At 41.3% G+C, this 23,545-nt stretch carries 35 protein-coding genes; 7 read left to right on the top strand and 28 right to left on the bottom strand.

Features of this window, described 5'->3' with window-relative positions; translation table 11 throughout:
* Window positions 1-2 precede the first annotated feature (2 nt).
* From M1F26_RS18905 to M1F26_RS18965, 13 genes are all read right to left on the bottom strand, one after another.
* The gene (locus tag M1F26_RS18905) at window positions 3-344 is read right to left on the bottom strand and encodes a GPW/gp25 family protein (RefSeq protein WP_036962053.1); all 342 of its coding nucleotides are present in this window, start codon (window positions 342-344) and stop codon (window positions 3-5) included.
* Window positions 341-964 carry a phage baseplate assembly protein V gene (locus M1F26_RS18910; protein WP_071548736.1) on the bottom strand — a complete coding sequence of 208 codons (624 nt, stop codon included), beginning with the start codon at window positions 962-964 and terminating at the stop codon, window positions 341-343. Before M1F26_RS18910 ends, M1F26_RS18905 begins: the two co-directional genes overlap by 4 nt.
* A 6-nt stretch (window positions 965-970) precedes the next feature.
* Window positions 971-1,351 (bottom strand): hypothetical protein, encoded by a 381-nt coding sequence (locus M1F26_RS18915; protein ID WP_071548737.1) that lies wholly within the window; start codon window positions 1,349-1,351, stop codon window positions 971-973.
* An 88-nt stretch (window positions 1,352-1,439) separates the two neighbouring features.
* Window positions 1,440-2,057 carry a phage virion morphogenesis protein gene (locus M1F26_RS18920; RefSeq protein ID WP_071548738.1) on the bottom strand — a complete coding sequence of 206 codons (618 nt, stop codon included), beginning with the start codon at window positions 2,055-2,057 and terminating at the stop codon, window positions 1,440-1,442.
* Complete coding sequence (locus M1F26_RS18925) at window positions 2,054-2,482, bottom strand: phage tail protein (protein WP_036962064.1); 429 nt, start codon at window positions 2,480-2,482, stop codon at window positions 2,054-2,056. The genes M1F26_RS18920 and M1F26_RS18925 overlap by 4 nt, the downstream gene beginning before the upstream one ends.
* Window positions 2,466-3,017: a DUF2570 domain-containing protein gene (locus M1F26_RS18930; protein WP_071548888.1), complete on the bottom strand. Its 552-nt coding sequence runs from the start codon at window positions 3,015-3,017 to the stop codon at window positions 2,466-2,468. Before M1F26_RS18930 ends, M1F26_RS18925 begins: the two co-directional genes overlap by 17 nt.
* A 42-nt stretch (window positions 3,018-3,059) precedes the next feature.
* Window positions 3,060-3,503 carry a structural protein gene (locus M1F26_RS18935; protein ID WP_036962066.1) on the bottom strand — a complete coding sequence of 148 codons (444 nt, stop codon included), beginning with the start codon at window positions 3,501-3,503 and terminating at the stop codon, window positions 3,060-3,062.
* Window positions 3,496-3,801, bottom strand: coding sequence for a phage holin family protein (locus tag M1F26_RS18940; RefSeq protein ID WP_036962068.1), 306 nt, complete (start codon window positions 3,799-3,801; stop codon window positions 3,496-3,498). The genes M1F26_RS18935 and M1F26_RS18940 overlap by 8 nt, the downstream gene beginning before the upstream one ends.
* Before the next feature lie 3 nt (window positions 3,802-3,804).
* Complete coding sequence (locus M1F26_RS18945; RefSeq protein WP_071548739.1) at window positions 3,805-4,008, bottom strand: tail protein X; 204 nt, start codon at window positions 4,006-4,008, stop codon at window positions 3,805-3,807.
* Window positions 4,005-4,481, bottom strand: coding sequence for a head completion/stabilization protein (locus tag M1F26_RS18950; protein ID WP_071548740.1), 477 nt, complete (start codon window positions 4,479-4,481; stop codon window positions 4,005-4,007). Before M1F26_RS18950 ends, M1F26_RS18945 begins: the two co-directional genes overlap by 4 nt.
* Before the next feature lie 88 nt (window positions 4,482-4,569).
* Entirely contained in the window at window positions 4,570-5,226 is a 657-nt protein-coding gene (gene gpM / locus M1F26_RS18955; protein ID WP_071548741.1) for a phage terminase small subunit, read from the bottom strand.
* Window positions 5,227-5,229: 3 nt separating this feature from the next.
* Window positions 5,230-6,324 (bottom strand): phage major capsid protein, P2 family, encoded by a 1,095-nt coding sequence (locus M1F26_RS18960; protein WP_200129345.1) that lies wholly within the window; start codon window positions 6,322-6,324, stop codon window positions 5,230-5,232.
* 12 nt (window positions 6,325-6,336) lie between these two features.
* A complete protein-coding gene (locus M1F26_RS18965) occupies window positions 6,337-7,164 on the bottom strand; it encodes a GPO family capsid scaffolding protein (protein ID WP_200129344.1) in 828 nt (275 codons plus the stop codon).
* A gap of 158 nt (window positions 7,165-7,322) precedes the next feature.
* Here M1F26_RS18965 and M1F26_RS18970 point away from each other — a divergent pair, with 158 nt between their 5' ends.
* From M1F26_RS18970 to M1F26_RS18980, 3 genes are all read left to right on the top strand, one after another.
* Entirely contained in the window at window positions 7,323-9,080 is a 1,758-nt protein-coding gene (locus M1F26_RS18970) for a terminase ATPase subunit family protein (protein WP_200129343.1), read from the top strand.
* Window positions 9,080-10,117: a phage portal protein gene (locus tag M1F26_RS18975; protein ID WP_200129342.1), complete on the top strand. Its 1,038-nt coding sequence runs from the start codon at window positions 9,080-9,082 to the stop codon at window positions 10,115-10,117. The genes M1F26_RS18970 and M1F26_RS18975 overlap by 1 nt, the downstream gene beginning before the upstream one ends.
* Window positions 10,118-10,629: 512 nt before the next feature.
* Window positions 10,630-12,030, top strand: a complete 1,401-nt coding sequence (locus tag M1F26_RS18980; protein ID WP_200129341.1) for a P-loop NTPase fold protein — start codon at window positions 10,630-10,632, stop codon at window positions 12,028-12,030.
* A gap of 44 nt (window positions 12,031-12,074) precedes the next feature.
* Here M1F26_RS18980 and M1F26_RS18985 read toward each other — a convergent pair whose 3' ends face one another.
* From M1F26_RS18985 to M1F26_RS19050, 14 genes are all read right to left on the bottom strand, one after another.
* Window positions 12,075-12,299 carry a hypothetical protein gene (locus M1F26_RS18985; protein ID WP_200129340.1) on the bottom strand — a complete coding sequence of 75 codons (225 nt, stop codon included), beginning with the start codon at window positions 12,297-12,299 and terminating at the stop codon, window positions 12,075-12,077.
* Between the two features lies 1 nt (window position 12,300).
* Window positions 12,301-12,996, bottom strand: a complete 696-nt coding sequence (locus M1F26_RS18990; RefSeq protein ID WP_200129339.1) for a terminase large subunit domain-containing protein — start codon at window positions 12,994-12,996, stop codon at window positions 12,301-12,303.
* A gap of 2 nt (window positions 12,997-12,998) precedes the next feature.
* On the bottom strand, window positions 12,999-13,193 hold the full coding sequence (locus tag M1F26_RS18995) for a hypothetical protein (RefSeq protein ID WP_200129338.1): 195 nt from the start codon (window positions 13,191-13,193) through the stop codon (window positions 12,999-13,001).
* Window positions 13,194-13,415 (bottom strand): hypothetical protein, encoded by a 222-nt coding sequence (locus M1F26_RS19000; RefSeq protein ID WP_200129337.1) that lies wholly within the window; start codon window positions 13,413-13,415, stop codon window positions 13,194-13,196.
* Complete coding sequence (locus tag M1F26_RS19005) at window positions 13,412-15,835, bottom strand: replication endonuclease (RefSeq protein WP_272540063.1); 2,424 nt, start codon at window positions 15,833-15,835, stop codon at window positions 13,412-13,414. Before M1F26_RS19005 ends, M1F26_RS19000 begins: the two co-directional genes overlap by 4 nt.
* Window positions 15,828-16,151: a DUF5405 family protein gene (locus M1F26_RS19010; protein ID WP_123382079.1), complete on the bottom strand. Its 324-nt coding sequence runs from the start codon at window positions 16,149-16,151 to the stop codon at window positions 15,828-15,830. The genes M1F26_RS19005 and M1F26_RS19010 overlap by 8 nt, the downstream gene beginning before the upstream one ends.
* On the bottom strand, window positions 16,151-16,975 hold the full coding sequence (locus tag M1F26_RS19015) for a DNA adenine methylase (RefSeq protein ID WP_200129335.1): 825 nt from the start codon (window positions 16,973-16,975) through the stop codon (window positions 16,151-16,153). Before M1F26_RS19015 ends, M1F26_RS19010 begins: the two co-directional genes overlap by 1 nt.
* A complete protein-coding gene (locus M1F26_RS19020) occupies window positions 16,968-17,264 on the bottom strand; it encodes a DUF3850 domain-containing protein (protein ID WP_154629812.1) in 297 nt (98 codons plus the stop codon). The genes M1F26_RS19015 and M1F26_RS19020 overlap by 8 nt, the downstream gene beginning before the upstream one ends.
* A gap of 2 nt (window positions 17,265-17,266) precedes the next feature.
* Complete coding sequence (locus M1F26_RS19025; protein WP_154629811.1) at window positions 17,267-17,488, bottom strand: TraR/DksA family transcriptional regulator; 222 nt, start codon at window positions 17,486-17,488, stop codon at window positions 17,267-17,269.
* Window positions 17,481-17,741, bottom strand: a complete 261-nt coding sequence (locus M1F26_RS19030) for a DUF2732 family protein (protein ID WP_227528854.1) — start codon at window positions 17,739-17,741, stop codon at window positions 17,481-17,483. The genes M1F26_RS19025 and M1F26_RS19030 overlap by 8 nt, the downstream gene beginning before the upstream one ends.
* Before the next feature lie 68 nt (window positions 17,742-17,809).
* Window positions 17,810-18,241 (bottom strand): DUF5347 family protein, encoded by a 432-nt coding sequence (locus M1F26_RS19035; protein ID WP_200129333.1) that lies wholly within the window; start codon window positions 18,239-18,241, stop codon window positions 17,810-17,812.
* A 5-nt stretch (window positions 18,242-18,246) separates the two neighbouring features.
* Window positions 18,247-18,408 carry a TetR family transcriptional regulator gene (locus M1F26_RS19040; RefSeq protein ID WP_272540065.1) on the bottom strand — a complete coding sequence of 54 codons (162 nt, stop codon included), beginning with the start codon at window positions 18,406-18,408 and terminating at the stop codon, window positions 18,247-18,249.
* A complete protein-coding gene (locus tag M1F26_RS19045; protein WP_071548757.1) occupies window positions 18,380-18,592 on the bottom strand; it encodes a hypothetical protein in 213 nt (70 codons plus the stop codon). Before M1F26_RS19045 ends, M1F26_RS19040 begins: the two co-directional genes overlap by 29 nt.
* A 1-nt stretch (window position 18,593) precedes the next feature.
* A complete protein-coding gene (locus M1F26_RS19050) occupies window positions 18,594-18,884 on the bottom strand; it encodes a Cox family DNA-binding protein (protein ID WP_180312230.1) in 291 nt (96 codons plus the stop codon).
* 115 nt (window positions 18,885-18,999) lie between these two features.
* Between M1F26_RS19050 and M1F26_RS19055 the strand changes: the two genes are divergently transcribed.
* A complete protein-coding gene (locus M1F26_RS19055) occupies window positions 19,000-19,299 on the top strand; it encodes a helix-turn-helix domain-containing protein (RefSeq protein WP_239407486.1) in 300 nt (99 codons plus the stop codon).
* Window positions 19,300-19,365: 66 nt separating this feature from the next.
* Window positions 19,366-20,337, top strand: coding sequence for a tyrosine-type recombinase/integrase (locus M1F26_RS19060; RefSeq protein WP_264403084.1), 972 nt, complete (start codon window positions 19,366-19,368; stop codon window positions 20,335-20,337).
* Window positions 20,338-20,606: 269 nt separating this feature from the next.
* Here the strand turns inward: M1F26_RS19060 and M1F26_RS19065 are convergent, their stop codons facing one another.
* On the bottom strand, window positions 20,607-21,194 hold the full coding sequence (locus M1F26_RS19065; protein WP_140172991.1) for a Spy/CpxP family protein refolding chaperone: 588 nt from the start codon (window positions 21,192-21,194) through the stop codon (window positions 20,607-20,609).
* Window positions 21,195-21,344: 150 nt separating this feature from the next.
* Here M1F26_RS19065 and cpxR point away from each other — a divergent pair, with 150 nt between their 5' ends.
* Complete coding sequence (cpxR, locus tag M1F26_RS19070) at window positions 21,345-22,043, top strand: envelope stress response regulator transcription factor CpxR (protein WP_004265224.1); 699 nt, start codon at window positions 21,345-21,347, stop codon at window positions 22,041-22,043.
* On the top strand, window positions 22,040-23,410 hold the full coding sequence (cpxA, locus tag M1F26_RS19075; RefSeq protein WP_215954266.1) for an envelope stress sensor histidine kinase CpxA: 1,371 nt from the start codon (window positions 22,040-22,042) through the stop codon (window positions 23,408-23,410). The genes cpxR and cpxA overlap by 4 nt, the downstream gene beginning before the upstream one ends.
* Window positions 23,411-23,545 lie beyond the last annotated feature (135 nt).

Genomic DNA, 23,545 nt, shown 5'->3' on the forward strand with positions numbered 1-23,545 from the left:
CGCTACCTCACATTGACCGAAAAATTAAGTGACTGATTGGTGTCTTGGTTTGTGGCTTCAATATCCACAATCATCTGCGCAGCCTCGGTGCTATTTAGGCTAATGCGAGTTAATAAAATGCGGGGCTCCCATTTTAACAATGCGGTGTAGCACGCTGACATTAACTGCAATTTCAGCGCGGGATTTTGTGGCTGGTCGATAAGTTCTGATAATAGCGAACCATAATTTCGCCGTGCGATGCGTGAGCCAATAGGCGTGATCAAGATATCGCGCACGGATTGGCGTATATGCTCAATATCGGAAAGGCACTTTCCATTTTCTCGACTCATACCGCAATATCTCATTGGGGTTTTCCTGTGGATTCGCCACCACTGCGTACACCGCCATGAGTATGATCATGTAACGTAATACCATTGGATTTAATCGCTCCGCCGGTGTGTGTAAAATTACCCGTCATTTCACCGCCCTCGGTGACATTGAGCGTGGCGCAGGTGAGGTTTTGTGAGCAAATCACCTTTGGAGTAGTGAGGTTAATTTGTTTACTTGCATTGACGATAACCACTTTTGTTGTAGCGCTAACTTGCTCACTGGCTTCAATATTGGCCGTTTTAATTCCTGTTGCTTTCAGTGCGCCGGTAGCGGGTTCATATTCAATGATTGCCCCGTCTGAATAAGTACGATGGTCCGCTGTGATGGAGTCGGTTGGTTCTGAGTGTTCATTGGAAAAGATACCGGTTAGCACAAATGCCGTGGTAAGTTCGCCGCCTAAAGCAAGAATAAGGACTTGCTCACCCACGCTAGGTGCATTCATGGTGCGAGTACTACCAGCACGTAAGGTGACCCAATTTAGCCAGTCGGTTTCTAAGTTTCCAATTTGTACGCGACAGCCTTTCTTGGCATTCACATCTGTCACGATACCAATGCGGATCATGTTTCTGATTAAGCGACGAATCTCGGCAGACATTAAATATCAAGCCTCGGAGTTAATGGCTGATAAAATTGTTTTTCTAAACCAGTACTGATAAGCAAACCAGACTATGAGCAATGGAATAGAAATCCATTGCTTGGTAACAATTAATAGGAATGCAGCGATAACGTTTAATACGATGACTAACCGGTAAATATTTAGATTAAAAGGAATTAGACTTTTCGTTATTCCTTTTAATGTACAAGAATGAGAGCCACTTTCTAAATTAGGGCTAAAAGAGAAAAATATTGCTATCACGTAGATATTCACAAGAATTCTAACGACCTCTGCACCTGCAACGACTTTATAGTCATCAACACTAATGGCCAGAATTGAAATAAAGATAAAAAGCCCCACAGGTAAAAGCGGAATAAATTTGCGCATGACAACCTCAAAAAAATGATTTTCTTAAGCGTGCCATTGATAGTGTATTGATTGCAGCTACTGCCTTTTGTGCAGTCAGTGATACACATTATCGTGAGAGGAAATCAATAATCTGACTTTCAATATGCCTGATTTCTTGCGGAGTGAGCCCTAACAACTGGCGTGATGGATAGGTTATTTTTGCATTACCAATACGCTCTGTTAAACCGAATTGGTGTACACCGGCAATATTTGCTGCGGAAGGTAAAAAATAAATAGCGGCTTCTTTATCGCTATTATAGGCGCGTAAAAAACGGGCGGTGGCCAGTTTTTTAAACATGCGGGTTTGCTTGGTTTTGCGCTCTGTACTGATTTTATCTTTCTTGATACTGATATAGCGCTGAATATCTGATTTACGAAATGAGCGCTGGGCTTTTTTATTCGCATCTTGGCCAGTGATTGTTTTGCTATTACCTCGCCAGTTCCGTAAGGTACGTTTTTGACCGTGCCACATAAATTGGATTTCACGTTGTACCGTGATGAAATTCGCTTTGCGTTTGGTGTATGGGCTGCCATCCGGATTTTTTTGTTGTGAAATGCGCTTAATTTGAGAACGGCGTAAATCGCGAGTGATTTCTTTGGCGAGCTGCCGGCGCTGGCCTTGCGACATGCGAGTTAATAAATGCGTTAATTCACTGTCAAGTTGACGCAAAGTATCATCATTCATCGTGTCGTTGGCCATTCATTAAACGGGTTGGCCGGCTCAGGGGTAGCCTCAATCACATATTTGCCGTCGTTATCAATCGCTAATACACGCTCGGTGAGATTTAAATCAATACTGATGTGGGCGGTTTTGTTATCTAAAATCACCGCTTCAAATCTAAAATCTTGTTGCCGCTTTGCGGGGTTCGCTGAAATATCGGATTGATTTTTTCTTAGCCAATCATTGACTACTGCAATTAAGACATTTTGGTCACCACTATAACGCTCAATAATAATATTAGCGGTGTATTCATATTCAAAACTGGGCGTTTCTTCTAACGTGGAAATAATCCGCCCGTTTTCAACGAACAAGTATAAATTTTCGGGGTTATCTTTGAGAAATGGAATTTTGCTGTCTAAATATTCCCGTAAGTTAATGAGCTTTTTCACGGTTCCGTTCCTCATCAAATTGCTCAATCGCACTTAGTTGAATATTGGCGGTTTCTAAGGCTGCAAGTAAAGGGTCAACCATCAAAGCCAAATCGCAATAAGTTAGAACCCGTCCGGTAGAGGCGGTGGTACTTGCTGGGTGAGTGTTTTCGGAATGGGAACGCATTGCGTTTGCACGGATACGGTAGGTGTTGTCGAGCACCCGATCAGCAAGATACTTAGGCACAGGTAAATCACACGTTGGCTCGTTTTTAAGAAGGGTTTTATATTCAATTTTTCTTTCCTCGGCGGCGGCGCGTTGAATAATACCGCGACGATAGGCATCACCCGCGATTTGATTTGCACGGTGAAAACTTAATGATTGGTCAGTGATCAGTGCGGTTTTTTTATCAACGTCTAACGAAAGTTGTTGGTTTTCTGCCGTGAGTATGCCGACTCGTTCATTGAGCTGGTCTATTTTTTTGAGACCTTGCCAGCCGGCGAATATGACACCGACGACAAGGAATAATGCGAAAGCGATTCCCCACTTTTTCATATTAAACATAAGCTTTTCGTCTCGCATTATTGGGTTCAAACATCACAACATCGCCCACGCTTTTTCAAACAGCTCATCACTGTATGGCTGCTGACCATTTTCAACATGGACTATCGCTTTAGCGATTTTGAATGCCGTTTCTTTGTCATAAACATCAAGGCAATCACGACGACCAAAGCCCGTTTCTTTACAGACACGATTAATATAACCCTCTGTATTATTACGGTCTTTTGCCGGCGCCCAACGTTCAATAATTTCTTCCACCGTATCAATTTTGCCGCAACCAACCCCTTGTTTTCCTGCATAGGTTGAATAGGTTCGCAAAAGCTTGAATAATGCGCGAATACCGTATTCAGGTTTCTCAAAACGGCTATGACGGGGCTCAATGCTAGGGTCAAAGGCCAGCTCCCCTCGCCATGGGTTTCTCGGGTTATAATCAATATTGCCCGGATTATTGTTGCGTATGCCGCGTGGTACGTTAGACATGTTTTCCTCCAGTAAAGCGTGACCATAAATAGGAAAGTCCGATACTTCCCATCGCACCAAATACACCGGTGGTGAATAGGGTGATATAAATGCTCTGATTTCCCTCAATACAGAGCAATCCGCCTAACAACCCGACAAAGCCGGAAACGACCATTTGCATAAAAGCCGCAAACCAGCTCCACGGGGCATTATTCGTTTTAACGTCAATGATGTATCTCACAACACCTCCCCACATTGAAATGAAGAGCATTAATAACCACTGTGCGATACCGAAACTGTTCGGATCTTTATCAAACATGTATCAATCCCATAGCTGTATAAGTGGCTGTACCGGCTCTTCGGTAATTTCAGGTAACTCAATCAATAGCCCCGCAGGTAGCACGGCACCATGTTCGGCAAGATTGGGATTCGCTAACAAAACAGCCTCGGTCATGCCTGTCGTTCTGCCGTAAAATCGCCAACATATCCCGTCTATGGTGTCACCTTTTATCGTTCTGATTTTCATATCAATTCAACAATATTGTGTGTCGTTCCCTTGATGCGCTGAATTGCCCAAATCGCATCGCGCTGTAAATCATCAATATTGGGCTCAAGGGCGTCGGCTTTTTTATTACCGTTGGGGGTTGTATCAATATCGCGGTAACGTTCGATTAAGTTTGCTTTTGCTGCGCTGAATACGGCACGGCGATAAAGGATCACTAATTCCGATACGTCAATCTCCCCATGCGTAATTTTGCTGGCCGGAACCGCGCCTAACGTTGTATAGCCCAAGTGGATTTCTTGCTGTTGAAAGCGGGATAATTCACGGTTGGTTTCGATGATGGCGTTTTTTAAGGCTTCAATTAATCGGCTTTGGGTGACCGTACCGTCAACTCGCATTGATTCCCGAAATGCGCGGGTATTAATCACAGGCCAAAAATCACCACTGGTGATTGTTTCGTCTTTTTCGTTAGCTGGTTCGGGTGAAACAAAATCCATAAGGTCACCTTAAAAATAGGTAGGCGGTGGGCGAGAGTCCGAAAAATAAATTTCTTATCTCGCGCCGCCTTGCGCGTTGGCACGTTCTTTATTCATCAGCCCTGTTTTTTGCTGACAAAAACTTTTCAATATTCTTAATGTCCTGCTTAACCCCACTGCGCTCATTGAGCTCAAGGGCACGCATTAATTCACATAAAGCCGGTTGCGGAAAATCATTATCGCGCAAGCTGTAACCGAGCCATTTATGTAGCTCGGCGCGGACTTTATCGGGCATATCTTCATGCTCAATTAATGCCATGGTGCGCTGCAAGATATCCAATGGAATGGGATTTTTTGCGGTATAGGCTTCTTTGGCTCTATCCCCCATTTCTTCGGCAATAGCACAACCGGTTGTGCGGGATTGGCCTGACGGCATGGCGAGCTTGTGTTTTAATGCATACTCCGCTATATCTAGCCCTTGCGCGTACAAACCCGCGTCAAAACTCCACAACATCAGGTACATCAAAACATCATCTTGAACGCCTGAATTGCCTTTTAATGTTTCAGTGATCCACGTTTCGTATAGCGGTAAGGCTTTACGTTTGTACGCGGCTTTGCGTTCAAATGATTGGGTTTTACCTAAATCCCGCATGTGTTGGCGCAACATCAATTTGACTTGTGTTGCTGCCGAGGGGTCAGCAAGAACGCCATAGTCGCTGACGTTCTTGGCTTCAACCTGCATGCGTTTTCGTTCCCACGGATTCACAGCTTATTCTCCGGTTGGCGCGTCTTTTACTTCGTCCGGCTCAGTAGGCTCTGCCGGTTTTCCAGACGTCAGCTCAATGTTTTCAATCAACGCCACACAGTCGTAATCTTCAACAATGTAATCTTCATTCACTGATTCGTAGTTTTCGATACGATCACGTTTGGCATTGTCTACCACTTGACGGCGGCGTGATTCGATTTGCCAGTAAATAGATAAATTATCTAATCGTGTGATAAGCATTCCATTTTTCGGGAAATAAGGAACACGTACCGCCGGCAATCCACCGAGGCGTTTTTGGCTGATAATCACATCCGCAGCTAACGCCTCGGTATTGGCTTGATCACGATTGACGATAGGGAAATATTTATCGGCTAAAAGTGAGCGGCCACAGATAACGACTAAATCGGTATCGTCGGCGTACACTTCTGAAATCGCGTGGTCAACAGCTTGCATAACCAGTGCATCAAGGTTTTCATACTCTTCACCTTTACCCACTTTGATAGGTTCAGCGGTGATTTGGTTGGTGTCTTTATCGGTTGAAGAACCTAAAACATGTTCAGGGGCTTCAAGGCGAATTTTATGTAACCAACCGATATTCACGTCTTGCAGGAGTTTATTGACTTCGCGGTTTGAGGTTGCAGCACGATGTGTCCCGTTAAAGCCAATCATGATGCGGTCAAGGGCTTGACGCTGAATAATGGCATCGCGGATACGGCGCTGGAAATCTTCAAACATCGCCCACATATCCAGTTTTTCATAACGAATAGCGGTATCGAAATTCGTTTGGCGGCAGTGATAACCTTGTTTGGCCAATTGAGTTGGGTCAGTCGGTTCGCGGTCTTTTTTGGTGGTGTCCGTCGTGCCGGCAACCGTTGAGCCAATGCCGAGGCCGATTTTTTCGGCCACTTGATCTTTGACAGGCACAATATTAATTTTGGTCAGAAAGACGGCGCTTAACTGAATTTTGCTTTCCAGTTTTTGGGCTGCCGAAGGCTCAATTTCCACTTTTGAATCTGTGAATTCGTGTGGCTGAACACCATAAATTTCACCTAGACGGGTCATGTAACCGTTAAATTTAACTTTTGTTTCTTTTCTCATTGTTTTTCCCGTTTAGCAATCAGTCAGGTTTTCAGTGTTGGTTGTATTGCCGCCAAAAGACGTGGGGCGGTGTTGCTGATTATCTTGCTGGCTCAAATCTTTTTTGAGTTGGTCCAGCTCACTGCGCAGGGTTTCATTTTCTTTCTTGATCCCCGATAACGCTTTAACTTGTGTTTCAAGCTGAGTCAGCTTTTGTGCAGTTTCGGTTTGCTCTTCCGCGCAAAGTTCTACCGCTTGGTGAATATCATTGAGTTCAACATCATTGCGCTGACGTTCGCGACTGAATTTCGCCATGATGCGATCTTTCAATCTGGGTTTTTCTGGTTTGTTTTCTTCTTCGGTAAATTCAATCACCGTTTCTTCCGCCGCCGTAAAGACGTTATCTTTATCTTGCTTGCGTTCTGAGAAAGTCGCGGTTTTATCTGCACCCGCGCTAAATTCCAACATGCTCGTGCCAAGGCTGGCAGGGTTATCCGTGACAGCTAAGCCCACCAAATAGGCCGAATTCATATCGGAAAAATTAGGGTTGATTTCAACGGAGGTATAAACCTTTTGACGCTTACGATTCATCTCAATTAATGAATCTGTTGGTGATAAAATCCCGTATAGAGCAAGCTTACCTTTCAGAGCACCTTCACTGATTTCTTCTGTGTAAACAGATTCCACATCCCCAAAGCGCGGCATCCATTCATAATTTAGATGCTCCATGTTGATCCGAGCACCATAAACGGATGGGTCGTAATTTTTGGCAATATCAGTGAGCCATTGGCGCTGCACTTTACGTCCATCGGTTGTGGCTCCCTCAACACAAAGGCGCACAGGTTTAGATTTTTTTGTCATTGCTCAGGCTCCGGCAATTAAATTTAATGCGTAGTTAAAAAATTGATGAGCCTATGTTTTCAGGGATGGGGGCTAAGAAACAATGCTTTGCCATTGTGTGGGAAATGGCACAACGGCAGCTCGGGGCGATTGGGCGTGTGAGCCAGTAATCTGGCGACATGAAAACATTACACGATTTTGACCCAAGAAAACGCGCGATGCACCTGTATTTTAACGGGTACCGAATTGCGCGTATTGCTGAAATCCTCAAAGAAAAAGCTGCCACTATCCACAGCTGGAAACGGCGCGACAAATGGGATGAGATTACCCCCGTTGAGCGCGTGGAAATGACGCTGGAAATGCGACTTTGTACGCTAATTAGCAAAGAAAATAAAGAGGGTAAAGACTTTAAAGAAATTGACTTGCTTTACCGGCAGGTCGAACGACACGCCAAAATTCACAAGTATCAAAACGGTGGCAATGAGGTTGATTTGAACCCGAAACTGGCCAATCGCAATAAAGGTGAACGCCGCGCCCCTGAGAAGAATTTATTTAGCGAAGAGCAGATTGAAAAGCTGGAAGAAATCTTTCGTGAAAATATGTTTGCCTACCAAAAGGTTTGGTATGGTGCCGGCCATCAACACCGCATTCGTAACATTTTAAAATCACGCCAAATCGGGGCGACTTACTTTTTCGCTCGTGAAGCCTTTATGGATGCACTCACCACAGGCCGAAACCAAATATTTTTATCAGCAAGTAAAGCCCAAGCGCATGTATTCAAAGGGTACATCATTGATATGGCACGAGAAGTGGATGTTGACTTAAAAGGTGATCCAATAGTTTTACCTAATGGGGCGACACTGTATTTTCTTGGTACCAATGCCCGTACCGCGCAGAGTTACCACGGTAATTTGTATCTTGATGAGTATTTCTGGATACCCAAATTCCAAGAATTACGCAAAGTCGCCTCCGGTATGGCTATGCACAAGAAATGGCGTCAAACCTACTTTTCAACTCCCTCGGCATTGACCCACAGTGCGTATCCGTTCTGGTCTGGAAAGCTCTTTAATCGTGGTCGTCGTAAGGCCGATCACGTTGAGGTCGATATCAGCCATCAAGCGTTAGTGAATGGCATGATGTGTGGGGATGGTCAGTGGCGGCAAATTGTCACCATTGAAGATGCCATGCGCGGCGGGTGTAATTTATTCGATATTGATCAACTCTATTTAGAATACAGCCCTGATGAATTCGAAAACTTGCTGATGTGTGAGTTTGTCGATGATATTGCATCCATCTTTAATTTGCAGTTAATGCAAAAATGCATGGTGGACAGTTGGGAAATATGGGACGACGTTCAGCCGTTAATGATACGCCCATACGCCTATCACCCTGTTTGGATTGGTTATGACCCCGCGAAAGGTACTCAAAACGGAGATAGTGCGGGTTGCGTGGTGATTGCGCCGCCGCTACACAAAGGTGGTAAGTTTCGCATACTTGAGCATCATCAATGGCGTGGCATGGATTTTCGCGCGCAATCGGACGCGATAAAAGAACTCACCGAGCGTTACAACGTGCAATACATCGGGATTGATTCCACAGGTATTGGTCACGGAGTCCTACAAAACGTGCGGGAATTTTTCCCTGCTGCAAAAGAATTTGTCTATAACCCTGCCTTAAAAAATGCATTGGTGCTTAAAGCTTATGACGTGATTAGCCATGACCGGTTGGAATATGACGCGGGTAGTAATGATATCACGCAATCTTTTATGGCCATTCGCCGTGCCACTACCGCCAGTGGTAACCGCCCAACTTATGAAGCTGACCGCAGCGAAGAAGCCAGCCATGCTGACTTAGCGTGGGCAACCATGCACGCCCTTTATAACGAACCGATCACCGGTGAAAATCACAACCAACATAACATTGTCGAGGTCTTTTAATGAGCCGTAAAAATAAAAAACGCCAATCACAAACACTGGCGCAAAAAACCGACAGCGCATCAATGGAAGCATTCACTTTCGGTGACCCAATCCCTGTGCTTGATAAGCGTGAAATTTTTGATTATTTGGAATGTGTGCAAATTGATAATTACTATGAGCCGCCAATTAGTTTTAACGGCCTTGCGCGCACGTTCCGTGCAGCCCCACACCATAGCAGCGCGATTTATGTAAAACGTAACATTCTCACCAGCACATTTATACCCAATAAATATTTAAGTCGTCAGACGTTTGATAGCTGGGCATTAGATTTTTTACTGTTTGGTAATGGGTATCTTGAAGAACGAAATAACCGTCTGGGGCAGTCGCTGAATTTTAAACATTCGCCGGCAAAGTTTACCCGCCGTGGTATTGACTTAGAAACTTACTGGTTTGTGCAATACGGATACGATATTAAACCGTATGAATTTCAAACGGGCAAAGTGTTTCATTTGATTGAGCCGGATATTAATCAAGAGTTATACGGCTTGCCTGAATATCTTGCGGCGATCCCCTCCGTACTGCTCAATGAATCGGCAACACTATTTCGCCGTAAATATTATCTCAATGGTTCGCATGCCGGTTATATTCTGTATATCAGTGATGCAGCACAGAAAACCGATGATGTTGATAAAATCCGTGAAGCACTCAAAAGCAGTAAAGGACCAGGGAACTTTCGCAATTTATTTTTGTACGCACCAGGGGGAAAGAAAGACGGTATCCAAACCATCCCTCTTTCTGAAGCGGCGGCAAAAGATGAATTCCTTAATATTAAAAATGTAAGTCGTGATGATATGTTAGCGGCACACCGCGTGCCCCCGCAAATCATGGGGATCATTCCTGAAAATGTGGGCGGCTTTGGTGATGTGGAAAAAGCGGCAAAGGTGTTTGTGCGTAATGAGTTGATGCCTTTACAAAGTAAAATGATGCAGCTTAATGATTGGTTTGGTGGGGAGATTATTAAGTTTGATAAGTACTCGCTGGACTTGGACGACGAATAATATCACTCGTTAATTCAATGATACCGCCCACTGAGGCGGTATTTTTTTTGCCCGTAGGTAGGTGATCTCGATGCCCTAAATAATAATAGAACCCCACTGTATTATACCAAACCTAACTCACCAAGACGAATCCGCAATAAATTACCCCCATCAAATAGCGATTTAAACGCACTATACGCCACCACAAAGCGTGCAAAATTAATTGCTATCTAGGTTATAGAAATTTGATTTTAACGCTGTGACGGTTCGGAGATTTTGCGGACGGATATTTAACAATAAACACCTCGCCGCGCAATCGTAGCCCCGCCACGCCTGCCCACTAAATAGGTCGGTTTTCATGCACCCGCAAGAGATCGTTAGAACCGCGCCAATGGTGGGGCTTTACGTGGGTAACGATCCTTTTTTGATCTTGCGGATTTGTGCGGGAAATTGCGAATTTGACACAAATATAATTTGACATATATTTATGTTCTTAGAACTATATTTTGATACAAACAAAAAGGAATTTTATTGTGAGCTTATTACCTATACAACCTAATTTTGATGAAGGTTTTACACCTGAAAATGATATTTTTGGAAGAAAAAAATTATATAAGCAAATTAAAAATATAGCATCAATGTCTTCCGATGATAGTATAGTTCTAGGTCTTGATGATGAATGGGGGAATGGGAAAACATCATTTGTAAAAATGGTTGTTGGTGAAGTAAAAAAATATGAATCTGATAATATTAATGTTATTTACTTTGATGCATTCAAAAATGATTACCAGTCAGACCCACTATTAGCAATGTTAGCCTCTATATATTCAATGATTCAATTAGAAGAAAATAATGAAGGTTTTAAAGATAATTTTCTTAAAGTAAGTAAAGCTGTTGCATTAAGTATGCTAAAACATACACCAAAGGCTGTTGTAAGTTTACTATCATCTAAATTAATTTCTAATGAAGTATATGATCAGATAAAAGATACAGTGACAGATGCACTATCAGAACCTTTAGAAAAATTTATTGAGGAAAAAATTGAAGGTGCAAGTAAAGAAGCTAATGAAATAGAAAGCTTTAAAAGTGTATTAGAGAATATATATACTTCAACAGGGAAAAAAACATTATTTATCATTGATGAGCTAGATAGAGCAAAACCCGATTTTTCATTAGGAATAATTGAAAAGGTAAAGCACCTCTTTGATGTAAGAGGTTTTTGCTTTTTATTGGTTATGAATAGAAGCCAATTTGAAGAAACCATAAAGTTAACTTATGGCAATATTAATACTTCAATATATCTAAATAAATTTATACACATGTGGTTCAAATTGCCTATTTTAAAAACTATTCGAGTTACTGGATCAAATCTGGATGAAAACTCTAATTATTTATTTGATATATTCTCTAAATATATAGGTATATATATTAAAAACCAACATATAAATAGGAGTTTATCTTACTTGTTAGCATGCAGTAGTCTATCACTAAGAGAGGCGGAACGGTGTGTATCTTTGTATAAATTGTGTTACTCTAGTGAAGATAGCGGTAGATTAAAACTTTTTGAGAGCTATGCAATATCGATATTAATATTTTCTCGTGTCAAAAGCATTGATTTAATGACTGGTTTTTTACATAAAGAAAAATATAATGATGAATTTAAAAAAGAATTAATGCTGAGTGGTGATACTAATAATATTTGTAGCAATTTGCATGCTCTAATAGATTATCATTATTGTGATGATGCTACATTAACTGCTTTATTTGAGAAAAATAAAACTCACATCAATGCGAGTAGATTGAGACCAATCGAAGATGAGCTACGAAATATCGTAAACACCTCGGAGGCATATGAGCGTTATACAATAAATAATTGGAAGGTTCATGTATTTGAAAAATTAAGTGAAAACATGGAATATGTCGATTTATCTTAATATTAAGATAAAAATTAAGCCGTTATTACACGGCTTTTTTTATTTTATGGCTTCTTCGGTGGTAAATTGACTTCGATTTCTGTCAGTGTCATTTCATCAAGAGCCTTATGTTTCGCTAGAATAATACCGAAACATCGTACTACCTCAATAACCTTGAGTTCCTCTTCTATTATTAAATTGTCAACCTTGTTTATGAAATTCATTAACTCTTTTCTTTTGGCACTGGCTAAAAGTTCTTGGTGTTGCTTTTTGGGTTGATAACCTAACATGTCAACCCCCGTTGAATTTACAGAGAAACATTTCACCGAAAGCATCAGGGTGGTACTTTTCAGCCTCTTCTTTTATTTTTTTGATAATCCATACCTTATCAAGTGTTGACTCAAATAAATTAACCCTATCAATAAACGCTTTTTCATTAATGCAATTAATTACACCTTGCTGGCTTGCAGGGTCTAATCTAGAACGAGTGGAATAAAATGTTCTACGCCATTTATTGTGATTCGCTATGCCTTTTGCTAAAAATAGAACGTGTGATGGTTCGCTACTCCACGACCATTCAGGGACATATACATCCCCTACAATATTGGCAACAGCAGGGCAATTTGTAGAAACAAAATAAATTTTTGCGCCATTATTTAACTGAATCATTAACCGGTTGTTTTCTTCAAAGTGGTCAATTAAAACATCAACTCTGTGTTGATTCGCGTGATAACACAGATATTTAATTTCGGCTTGAATAGTCAAGGCATCGCCAATAAATATTTTATTTCTTCCAGTTAAACAGGCGTCATTTAGTGCCTCTAATGAGAAATACCATGATGAACCTATCTGTCTTGCCTTTTCCAGCACTCTATTTCGATGGAATTGGTTATGGTTCCATCTTGCTTGCCAAACATTTAAATCAACATGTACTTTATAGGCTAATTCTATTAATAATTCATTTGTTACATTTATTTTAAAATTCATATCTATTCCCCATTGATGATTTTATTAACTGAATTAACATCAAGAGATGTAATTACTCTATCACCATTATCTAAATAAATTTCTGTTGCACCTTGTGTTAATCTGGCCTCTTTAAACATAACAATGCGGTCAATTACTATGCATATCTTTTTATCGTCATATTCCGGCTCATAAGGTGGGAAAAAATAAGTTCTCAATTAACCCTCCTCATTAGTAAAATATTTATTGTCAATCCACAAAGCTAATAGGAGTAACATCGCCATAATTAATGCAGCAAACCAAAAAATAATAATCAGAATGGTTGCCCACATAGGTAATCTATCGGCTGGTTGTCTTTTGTAATGCCAAATAATGGATGTACAAAAAAACAAAGCACCTATCCCCCAAACGATTAAAGAAATAATTATTCCATCACTCATTTGTTTTCCTCTCTCAACTTATTAATTCGCATTAACGCATTGGTATATCGTTGCCTGTACTTTTCACTAATGGTTTCTTTTTGAACCCTTAATTCCATTTTTTGTAGCTCTTTCCCACTCTCGTTTAAGCTCAATCTCAGCCGTTCCCCATCAACTTTTATAAAATGCAGCTCATCACTCACGCCTAAACCGTTAATGAACATGGTTTCAATCTGTGGAATATCGAAATTAATGCCGACTTCGTTGGCAAAATTGATAATTTCTGACTGAATTTCCTTATCGACCTCACTTACTTCAATGCTTGATATCTGCCTTTGCTGCTTACCCTGTGATATTTCGCTGCCTGCGGCGTTATTAGCGTCCTTTTCTATAAACGCGAAACCGTATTCCTTAATGTTGCATACTTCACCTGAACCCTGTTCAGGCTCGTAAAATTGCACATCTGATAGATTGGATGTGATCCGCGATCTACAGTTATTGACAGGACTCCGAGGCGCTCCGCTGTCGCTTCTTAAAAGATTAAGGTCAACGTCAACGTCACTTTTCTTGACGATTTGGTACTTTCTTTCACGGGTTTTAAGTACTGGTGCATCGGCTTTGAGTTGATGATAAATACCAACAACCTTTTGAACTTCCTCGCCGTAAACATTGACGTCACCGATTTCACGGGCAACACGTATTGTCTCTTCACTTCTGCGGATACATGGGCCACCTTGTGACATGACGTAATTAAAAAAATCACCTTCATCGGCGGCAGCTCGGACACGTTCAGCAATATCACCAAGTTTGTCAGCAATGGAAATACCACGAGGTAAGCGTCGACACTCACGATATGCGCCTTTAGAGGGGAGTTTATAAAATTGAAATTGTGGGATGCGCCACGTTGACGCCCATGCGGTAACCGCTGCCGCCATGCTTTTTAAGTCTTTACCGGTTTCGTGGTCTATCTCACCATCAAGGGCATACCCATCGATATTTTTAGCAATATATTTAGCTATGTAACCCACGGCACCGCCGCGGTTCATGTGCTTATACTCAAACCGGTATTTTTGTGCGCCAGCTTCGTTACCATCCTCTTTCAGGGCACGTTTACGCATAATATCAATGGCTTTTTCTCGGCTGGCCTTATCAACAAAAAGCAGCATATGCCAGTGTGGGGTGCCGTCATGATGCGGCTCGACAACACGAACACCATAAATATTGATATTGTTATCATTAAAAGCAGAACGAATGCGTGACCACACTTTGACTAAATATCGCTGTCCGTCTTTTGGCGTGTAAGCCTCATCTTTCCATTTATGGTTTAGTACGGCGTAATAATCATCTTGTCCGGTTTCTTTATTTTTCTCTTTTCTTTGCTTTGTCGGGTGGTACTTTGACGGGCACGTTAACGTGATAAACATCCCGATATCACCGCGTTCTTTTGCCACGCGCTCAATCCCTGCCATTTGCGCCATTAATTCCATGCGGCGAATTTCAGGGTTTGACACACTGGCCATCACTTTATCGAACAGATCAAAACGCTCACCTGTTTCAACATCTTGAATATCCATACCCTGTAAATATTGCATGTTGGATAAACGCTGTGCTTGAACCGCGCGGATAGCTTGTTTGCTGGCGTATGGGTGGCGATTAATGCACACGTCCATATTGGCAATCATGATTGCCTCAATCCATTGTGTTCTATGGGCTTTTAGCTTTCGGTGCCAGTAATCTGCATTTACAAGACGAGAAATAGCTGCGATCACTTGGTGCGTGGTTAGGTTTTGCTTCCCTTTGCGGCGCTTTCGATTTTTTAAAACTTTGAGATAACTTTGGTGATAAAGCGGCGTGACATGTAAATTTAGAGATAATTCAGCCAATGCCCCGTAAATTTGAGTTTGTGCTGAATCTTCATAGATAATTTCACGATCACCGCCGTTTTGCTCGGTTAGCTGGTCGCAATAGGCTTCATATAGAGTGAAAAAACCATTAGAAATGTGCTCTGCCAGTTTTTTGATTGGTTTGTCATAAAGGTCAAACAACCGGTTAAATTGACTGATTTCAGGTGTAAAGCGAGTTGAAAGTGTCAATAGTGCTTTCGTTTTTAATTCATATCGTGAATTAACCGCGGTGATACGAGGAAATATCCGCTTATAAAAATCAGAGCGTAAAAATTCATAAGCTTTATAGTGGCCTGACTCTTTAATGATGTATTCATAATGCTTTTGAATACGATAACGTAAAATACGCGGTAAAGTTTCAATTTCATCTAAAATCGCTTGCGCATGAATTTGTTGTTCATGGGTAAGGGATTTCTCAAGTGCGTCAATATCAGCTTTGTAGTAATTATTTTTTTCTGGCTTATTCCACGGATACGGAAAAGTCATATCCGCGGTATAAGTTAACGGTTGCTGCGTAAAATCTAATACCTTAGACATTTAGCGCACCACCCAAGGTTTCAGGTCGTAATGCGTTGATGGCCGTTTCACAACGGCGTGAAATGATATCAACTGTTTGGCGGTAAACATCTAATGATTTGATGCCTTTACCTTTAACGCGGCTAACATGATAAGAAGTTAATTCAATCGCCAGCATCCACGGATCAGAATGGCAACAAACCAACTCATAGCAACGAGCCATTTTATTGATTTGCAATAGTCGCCATTGAACCGCATTTGAATCTTCATCAACATGGCGCTGAATAGCAAAGGCTGTCCCGCTGATGTATACGCCGTCTTTAGGATCGAGAATCATTAATTAACCCCCGCTAAAACAGCAATAATTTCTTTAGCCGGCGTTCGCTTTCCATTACCAGCAATGGTGCGCGGTGCTTCTATCTCGTGAATAGTAAAACCGAGGTCAGCGTAAAGCGCCTTTGCTTCTGGTGAATTAGAAACGGTGATTGGATTACCTTGGATATCATTAATATCTTTTAGAGTAATTGCTAATACTTCGTGGTCTGCATCAGTAAAGCCGGCGGTATGATATTGCGTGAAGCTATCACGCCCGCCCATATAGGGTGGATCACAATAAACACCATCACTGAAATCAACTAATGAAAGGGTATCTTGCCATTCAAGATTTAAAATTTGAGTTTTAGTGAGGTAAGCCTTATCACAAAAACTATCAATTTCATTTTTAGGAAAGTACGGTGCTTTGTATTGTCCAAAGGGGACGTTGAACTTGCCTTGTTGGTTATAACGGCACAACCCGTTGAAGCAATGCCTGTTTAAGTATAGAAATAAACTTGCTTGTCTTAGCCGTGATAATGCTTGTTTACTATCATTAAACTCTGATCTAGCAAGATAATAATCAGCGCTATTATTCCTTCTAAAAAGTGGTAAAGCCTCTATTAACATACTCTCAGGTAAGATAGTAAGAGTTTCATATAAGTTAATTAAATCAGGGTTAGCATCAGCAATTAAATACTGCTCATAGTCAGTATTCATCATCACTGCACATGATCCAGCGAACGGCTCAACTAACCGTTTTGCTTTCGGTAAGTGTGGGCGTAATTGGTCCATAATTCGAACTTTAGAACCTGCCCATTTGAGGATGGTTTTATTTGATTTAGCCACGATAATTATCCTCAATTCGAATAACTGAAAATGAAATCATTACAAATGGAGGTAATGCCCTTAGCTCTGGGTAAACCTCGTTGACTTTTGTGATATCAGTGATAAGGCATGAGATAGCATTACCGGTGTAACTGGCATAAGGCTTATTGATTGAATTGAATTCACGTAAAAACAGTTCATCACCAACCTGAAAATCCCTATCGGCACGGCGAAACTCTGCTGTTTTCAAACCATCTTGAACGAGCTGAAAGTAATGAGGGGCTAGCTTGAGCTCATGTTTTCTTTTCATCTTCACACGCTCCGATAATGTTTACTTTTAAGCTCAAAAATCGTTTGGCAGTCAATACAACGAATGCAGCCCTGTGATGCGATGCGGCGTTCTTCTGGAATCGGCTTGCCACAATCTTCACATTCGAAAGCTGAAACACTGACTAGGCGATTAGTAATGGTTTTTATTTGCTGTTCACGCATAAGCATTTCGTGGTCGCTAGCGCGGTCAATTTCTTTAGACATGATCCAGCTCCGCAGCCAGATTTGAGTAATGCTCAGACTCACCAACTAATAACTGGTGAATTTGTTCATCATTTAACTTTTCGTTAATTAACTTGCATGCAAGGGCATCAAGGCGAGATGAAAATTTGTCATACATGGTTTTGCGTTCATCTTCGCGAATTGCTGTAATACTGATAGCGACAGCGGAGTAATCGCGCTTACCGGTTGCAGTATCAACACCTATCAAAATTGGCTTTATCTCTTTATTTTTCATTATCCAACCCTCAGATTTAGAATGTAGAAATCCCTGACGCGCTAACGTCATTAATTTGTTTATTTACCTTAAATAGGCATGGCGATATGTTTAGGTAATAGCGCCGCGAGTGCTTTAATTTGGTTTATTGCTGAAATAATTGCTTGTTGTTCCTCTTTATTAAATTCATCGAAACCTAGATGATGTTGATTGCTTTTTATTTCCGCTAAATAAAAAATCATATTTAGCATCCGTACATTACTTAATCTCAAATACTCAATAAATCCGGCTAGCTCTCTATTATCTGGATTTTGTTTATTACAATGAAATACAGATGTTCTTAACTTCGCGGCTTGGTTTAACCCATTTACTCTATTTTCAAAGGTTGCCCCTTGATTCTGATAAAGCTTGATATTTGCTTGGTGCGCTATTACATCCGCTGGCCTTGCATCTTGCTTTACGTTACCTAGTAACTGGATTAACTGTTTAGTTTTCACTAATACAGCCGCTGAATTACCCATTATTTTTATCTAATAGAAACTGAGAACAAATATAAAAAGAACAAAACACCACCAACCAATAATATTTTATCCATCAAGGTTAATTGGCGTTTTTTCTTGCTTTTAAATTTATTAACGGATGAACCGGTTAATTTATGTTTATGCTGTTGCAAATGTAATTGAGTCATTTTTTTCACCATATAAACAATCAATATATTTAGTCGCCTGAGCCATAGAATCAAATAACCCGTAAGAATCATCATTTCGTTGAACATGAAAACGGGTTACTGGATTCATAGCTTTAGCCGGTAACTTAACGATTAGGAAGCCACGATATTTAAAACTGTGAGTTGAGATTTGTTCAGCTTTCATATTACAAGCCCACCCAAAGCAACCATGCATCCCTTTGCTCTTTTGGTCTATTCAAAAATGCATCACGCATTGCGCGGTTGAATTCAGGGATATAAACCCAGTTTTCACCTCGCGTTTTAACATCTCCCTCATTGTCTGGATTCTGCCAAACAATCAGCGGTAACTTATTTCTCTCAACCATATTTTTTACTGCTGATTCACTTTTACCGATCAGATCAGCGAATTTTTTATAAGGAACCGCATCAACTGGGTAATGAACCTGCAAATACTTTTCTAATTCTTTAGTGTTCATGTGGCATAATCTCCTTTGTTGGACGCTTACAGATGCTTAGTTTTGCATTTGTAGGCTTTTCTTTAACCTCTTGGGTGCTAAATTTAGAACCAAGAATAGTTCTTTAGGTAGAACCATGTCAATAGATTATGCAAAAAAACTTTTACTCATACGTAAATCAGAAAAACTTACTCAACAAGAGTTTGCTGATTTAACAGGTATCTCCCTGAGTACAATAAAGAAGTACGAAACAGGGCATCAACCCGCAGGAGCATCAACGATGGAATCGGTAATACAAGCCGAAAAATTTAAGAAGTATGCAATGTGGTTAACAATCAATGAAACATTTGAGTCCGCAGGCCAAATTAGTCCGCCTCTCTCCCCTGATGGGCAAGAAAACAAAACGTCATCCCAATCCGAAAGGAAAATTGGTTAAATCTACATTATGAGTTTATAGACTGGATTGATAGCCAGTCGCTTTGCCACATCGGAGGGCTGCAATATGCCAATTAAAAAAACCGATGATGGTCGATATATGGTGGACATTAGACCTCTTGGACGGAACGGAAACCGGATCAGGAAAACATTCGATAAAAAATCAGAAGCGATTGCCTTTGAACGTTACACAATGGCGAATGCTAAAAAAGCGGGAACGAAAGCAGATAGGCGGCTTTTAAGTAACCTACTAGAACTTTGGTGGCTTTATTATGGCCAAACAACTGAAAATGGTTCGATAGAGAAAAGACAACTTAAAAAAACAATTAAGTTTCTTGGTGACCCCGCAATTAACAGATTGAATAAACAAGTATTACTTGAGCATCGTAGTGATAGGTTACTAAGTGGAACAAGTGCAGCGACTATTAATCGCGATATGTATCGTTTATCAGGCATGATTTCTACACTCAAAAAGCTTGAGGTGTTTAATGCAGATAATCCACTTAACGGCTTGCCACCTCTCAAAGAAACACCGCCTGAAATGACATTCTTAACTCATGATGAAATTAGTTTATTACTAGCTCAGCTATCATCAGAAGAAAAGAAAATCGCCATATTTTGTATGAGCACAGGCGCAAGGTGGGGAGAAGCAGCAACACTACAGAGTAAGCAAGTAAAAAATGGGCGAGTTACTTTTCTAAAAACTAAAAATGGGAAATCACGCATAGTTCCTATTTCTGAGGAATTAGAAAAGGAGATAAAAACTAAGCAAACCGGCTTATTGTTTGATGTTGATTACGAAAGTTTCAGGCTGAAACTAAAAGCTGTTAAACCTGATTTGCCAGACGGTCAAGCTACGCACGTTCTTAGGCATACTTTCGCAAGTCACTTCATGATGAATGGTGGCAATATTGTTGCGCTGCAACAAATATTAGGTCACGCCAATATTCAACAGACAATGGCTTATGCTCACTTAGCCCCTGATTATTTGCAATTTGCTATTACCTTAAATCCATTAAATGGGGGTATTAGTATTTAAGCATTAATAGGCGTTCAAAGTGTCCACGGACTGTCCACACTTATGATTTTTCGTGACTTTTATGGACGCCTAATAAAAAATTATCACATTGATAAATAAAGGATTTATTTATTTTTGAGATAAAAAAAAGCCCCTAACAGGGGCTATAAAAGACAGGGATGGTGTCTATGGCAAGGAAAAACTTCACTTATTGCTACTTCACTACTTACTATGGAACTCAGGATATAAAATTAACTAACTTGCATTACTACAGGTACTAACAACTAAACTTATTGAAACTGCATCGCTTGAAATTCCGCCATTTTATGCTGATTCATTTCTTGTTGGTGAATGTGTTCAAGCTCTGTTTTCTGTTCTGGCGTTAACAACTGGTACAATTCATGGTGAATTCGAGCCATTTCAACACGTTGTTCCAGTTCTTTTTGCATTCGCTTTTCAAGCTCTTCACGAACCGCTTTGTCATCAAAGCTATCCGCTATAATTAATTTGTGCAGCGTTTCACGTTCTTTAACTAAAGCAGTGTTATCAACATGATAATGACGCTGTGTTGCCATTAAATCACGTAATTGCTGGCGCTGTTTTTCATTTAACGTGATACCATTAAACATAAAGGTACTAGCACGTTCTTCACTGCTAAATAATTCATGATGTTGAAAGGGCACAACCGCATTGCCTGACGGCGTAGTAGTTGGCTCAGACTGCATCTGTAACATCAAAGGTGTTGAACTTTCATTTGCAGCACTTTGTGGCTCTTCTGCAAAAGCAACCGCTGGCCCGAACACAAACGCAGAAGCTAAAACTAACATTGCGGTTTTATGTACTGTATTATGTACTTTGCTATGTGTTGTTCTCAGCATTTGACACCTTGTCTCCGAACTGTGCTCGTGATTCAATGTGAACAAATATACACCTGTGGCTGCAAACTAGCGTCAGAGCATGTAAAAGAACGTAAAGTCATGGAATCGTACAGATTGTTATCGTATTTTGGCAGTTGGAGGACTTAAAAAATGCATAAAATCCTATTAGTTGATGACGACCGTGAACTCACGTCGCTATTAAAAGAACTGCTGGAAATGGAAGGTTTCAATGTTGTCATCGCCTATGATGGTGAACAGGCATTACAGCAAATTGACTCATCCATTGACCTGTTACTACTTGATGTCATGATGCCGAAAAAAAATGGTATTGAGACATTAAAAGAACTGCGCCAAATCCATCAGACCCCCGTAATCATGTTAACGGCTCGCGGTAGTGAGCTAGATAAAGTTCTGGGCCTAGAATTAGGTGCAGACGACTATCTACCTAAACCGTTCAATGACCGTGAACTGGTCGCGCGTATTCGTGCTTTATTACGCCGCTCTAACTGGAGCGAGCAAACCCAAGGCGACAATAGCAATACCCCTGTTTTACAAGTTGATAAACTGCAACTTAACCCAGGCCGCCAAGAAGCCAGCTTTGATGATGAAATTTTGGACTTAACAGGTACCGAATTTACGTTGTTATATCTGCTCGCACAGCACCTAGGCCAAGTTGTTTCTCGTGAACACCTTAGCCAAGAAGTACTTGGGAAGCGCTTAACACCGTTTGACCGTGCTATTGATATGCATATTTCAAACTTACGCCGCAAACTGCCAGAGCGCACTGATGGCCAGCCGTGGTTTAAAACTCTACGTGGCCGCGGATACTTAATGGTTTCTGCCACATGATCAACAGCTTAACCGCAAGGATCTTTGCGATCTTCTGGTTTACCCTCGCGCTAGTATTAATGCTAGTGCTGATGGTTCCCAAGCTCGACTCTCGGCAAATCACCGTCCTTATGGAGAGTGAACAACGCCAAGGGGAGATGCTTGAACAACATATTGAAGCCGAACTCGCACAAGCTCCGCTCAATGACCTTCTTTGGTGGCGGCGAATTTCTAACGCCATCAAAAAATGGGCACCACCCGGCCAACGGTTGATTATCGTCACCAGTGAAGGCCGTGTGATTGGTGCTATGCCAAGTGAAATGCAGGTGATACGTAACTTTATTGGCCAGTCCGATAACGCAGATCACCCGAAAAAGAAAAAATATGGACGAGCTGAAATCCTCGGGCCATTCTCCATTCGCGATGGGGAAGACCACTACCAGCTATATTTAGTTCGCCCAGCAAGCAGCCCGCAATCTGACTTTATTAACTTATTGTTTGATAGGCCTTTCTTATTACTGATTGCCACAATGCTGATCAGTGCTCCGTTATTATTATGGTTATCTTGGAGTCTCGCCCGCCCTGCTCGTAAATTAAAAATGGCCGCGGACGATGTAGCGAAAGGAAATTTACGTCCACACCCAGAACTAGAAGCCGGCCCACAAGAGTTCTTGTCTGCTGGGAATAGCTTTAACCAGATGATCAGCGCACTTGATGGTATGGTTAGCGCACAGCAACGCTTAATTTCTGATATTTCTCATGAATTACGAACGCCATTGACACGTTTGCAGCTAGCAACAGCCTTATTGCGCCGTCGCCATGGGGAAAGTAAAGAGTTAGAACGCATCGAAACCGAGACCCATCGCCTAGATAGCATGATTAACGATTTGCTGGTGCTATCTCGTAGCCAGCACAAAAACGAGATCTTGCGTGAAAATATCAAAGCCGATGAACTTTGGGGCGATATCTTAGATGACGCTAGCTTTGAAGCCGAACAAATGAACAAAACCCTCGAGGTCACTTCTAACCCCGGACCTTGGCCGCTATATTGCAACCCTTCTGCTGTCGGGAGTGCTTTTGAAAATATTGTGCGTAACGCACTACGCTATTCGCACACGCATATTGCCGTTGATTTCAAAGAAGAAAATAACGGTATTTTAATCACTGTCGATGATGATGGCCCTGGTGTTAGCCCAGCTGACCGTGAGCACATTTTCCGCCCGTTCTACCGCACGGATGAAGCTCGAGACAGGGAAACCGGTGGAACTGGTTTAGGCCTTGCAATTGTTGAAACCGCGATAACACAACATAAAGGTTGGGTGAAGGCTGATGATAGCCCATTAGGTGGTTTAAGGTTACAAATCTGGCTACCTGAACACGGCCGGTAAATTAATTTTATTCATACAAATAAACCCCCTTATTTTCATTCTCAATATGGGGGTTTATTTTTTTCAGTTAACTTATACCTATTAATAGGGAATAGTCCTATATTGCATCTAGAAACAACAATCCCCAAATACCTA

It is taken from the genome of Providencia sp. PROV048 (assembly GCF_033688165.1).
In the GTDB taxonomy this organism is placed as follows: Bacteria; Pseudomonadota; Gammaproteobacteria; order Enterobacterales; family Enterobacteriaceae; genus Providencia; species Providencia hangzhouensis.

Bases quoted from the DNA above. Each gene is read 5' to 3' on its own strand.
- M1F26_RS18905 (WP_036962053.1), bottom strand. From the start codon at position 344: ATGAGATATTGCGGTATGAGTCGAGAAAATGGAAAGTGCCTTTCCGAT.
- M1F26_RS18910 (WP_071548736.1), bottom strand. From the start codon at position 964: ATGTCTGCCGAGATTCGTCGCTTAATCAGAAACATGATCCGCATTGGT.
- M1F26_RS18915 (WP_071548737.1), bottom strand. From the start codon at position 1,351: ATGCGCAAATTTATTCCGCTTTTACCTGTGGGGCTTTTTATCTTTATT.
- M1F26_RS18920 (WP_071548738.1), bottom strand. From the start codon at position 2,057: ATGAATGATGATACTTTGCGTCAACTTGACAGTGAATTAACGCATTTA.
- M1F26_RS18930 (WP_071548888.1), bottom strand. From the start codon at position 3,017: ATGAAAAAGTGGGGAATCGCTTTCGCATTATTCCTTGTCGTCGGTGTC.
- M1F26_RS18935 (WP_036962066.1), bottom strand. From the start codon at position 3,503: ATGTCTAACGTACCACGCGGCATACGCAACAATAATCCGGGCAATATT.
- M1F26_RS18940 (WP_036962068.1), bottom strand. From the start codon at position 3,801: ATGTTTGATAAAGATCCGAACAGTTTCGGTATCGCACAGTGGTTATTA.
- M1F26_RS18945 (WP_071548739.1), bottom strand. From the start codon at position 4,008: ATGAAAATCAGAACGATAAAAGGTGACACCATAGACGGGATATGTTGG.
- M1F26_RS18950 (WP_071548740.1), bottom strand. From the start codon at position 4,481: ATGGATTTTGTTTCACCCGAACCAGCTAACGAAAAAGACGAAACAATC.
- M1F26_RS18960 (WP_200129345.1), bottom strand. From the start codon at position 6,324: ATGAGAAAAGAAACAAAAGTTAAATTTAACGGTTACATGACCCGTCTA.
- M1F26_RS18965 (WP_200129344.1), bottom strand. From the start codon at position 7,164: ATGACAAAAAAATCTAAACCTGTGCGCCTTTGTGTTGAGGGAGCCACA.
- M1F26_RS18970 (WP_200129343.1), top strand. From the start codon at position 7,323: ATGAAAACATTACACGATTTTGACCCAAGAAAACGCGCGATGCACCTG.
- M1F26_RS18975 (WP_200129342.1), top strand. From the start codon at position 9,080: ATGAGCCGTAAAAATAAAAAACGCCAATCACAAACACTGGCGCAAAAA.
- M1F26_RS18985 (WP_200129340.1), bottom strand. From the start codon at position 12,299: ATGTTAGGTTATCAACCCAAAAAGCAACACCAAGAACTTTTAGCCAGT.
- M1F26_RS18990 (WP_200129339.1), bottom strand. From the start codon at position 12,996: ATGAATTTTAAAATAAATGTAACAAATGAATTATTAATAGAATTAGCC.
- M1F26_RS19000 (WP_200129337.1), bottom strand. From the start codon at position 13,415: ATGAGTGATGGAATAATTATTTCTTTAATCGTTTGGGGGATAGGTGCT.
- M1F26_RS19005 (WP_272540063.1), bottom strand. From the start codon at position 15,835: ATGTCTAAGGTATTAGATTTTACGCAGCAACCGTTAACTTATACCGCG.
- M1F26_RS19010 (WP_123382079.1), bottom strand. From the start codon at position 16,151: ATGATTCTCGATCCTAAAGACGGCGTATACATCAGCGGGACAGCCTTT.
- M1F26_RS19020 (WP_154629812.1), bottom strand. From the start codon at position 17,264: ATGAAAAGAAAACATGAGCTCAAGCTAGCCCCTCATTACTTTCAGCTC.
- M1F26_RS19025 (WP_154629811.1), bottom strand. From the start codon at position 17,488: ATGTCTAAAGAAATTGACCGCGCTAGCGACCACGAAATGCTTATGCGT.
- M1F26_RS19030 (WP_227528854.1), bottom strand. From the start codon at position 17,741: ATGAAAAATAAAGAGATAAAGCCAATTTTGATAGGTGTTGATACTGCA.
- M1F26_RS19035 (WP_200129333.1), bottom strand. From the start codon at position 18,241: ATGGGTAATTCAGCGGCTGTATTAGTGAAAACTAAACAGTTAATCCAG.
- M1F26_RS19040 (WP_272540065.1), bottom strand. From the start codon at position 18,408: ATGACTCAATTACATTTGCAACAGCATAAACATAAATTAACCGGTTCA.
- M1F26_RS19045 (WP_071548757.1), bottom strand. From the start codon at position 18,592: ATGAAAGCTGAACAAATCTCAACTCACAGTTTTAAATATCGTGGCTTC.
- M1F26_RS19050 (WP_180312230.1), bottom strand. From the start codon at position 18,884: ATGAACACTAAAGAATTAGAAAAGTATTTGCAGGTTCATTACCCAGTT.
- M1F26_RS19055 (WP_239407486.1), top strand. From the start codon at position 19,000: ATGTCAATAGATTATGCAAAAAAACTTTTACTCATACGTAAATCAGAA.
- M1F26_RS19060 (WP_264403084.1), top strand. From the start codon at position 19,366: ATGCCAATTAAAAAAACCGATGATGGTCGATATATGGTGGACATTAGA.
- M1F26_RS19065 (WP_140172991.1), bottom strand. From the start codon at position 21,194: ATGCTGAGAACAACACATAGCAAAGTACATAATACAGTACATAAAACC.
- cpxR (WP_004265224.1), top strand. From the start codon at position 21,345: ATGCATAAAATCCTATTAGTTGATGACGACCGTGAACTCACGTCGCTA.
- cpxA (WP_215954266.1), top strand. From the start codon at position 22,040: ATGATCAACAGCTTAACCGCAAGGATCTTTGCGATCTTCTGGTTTACC.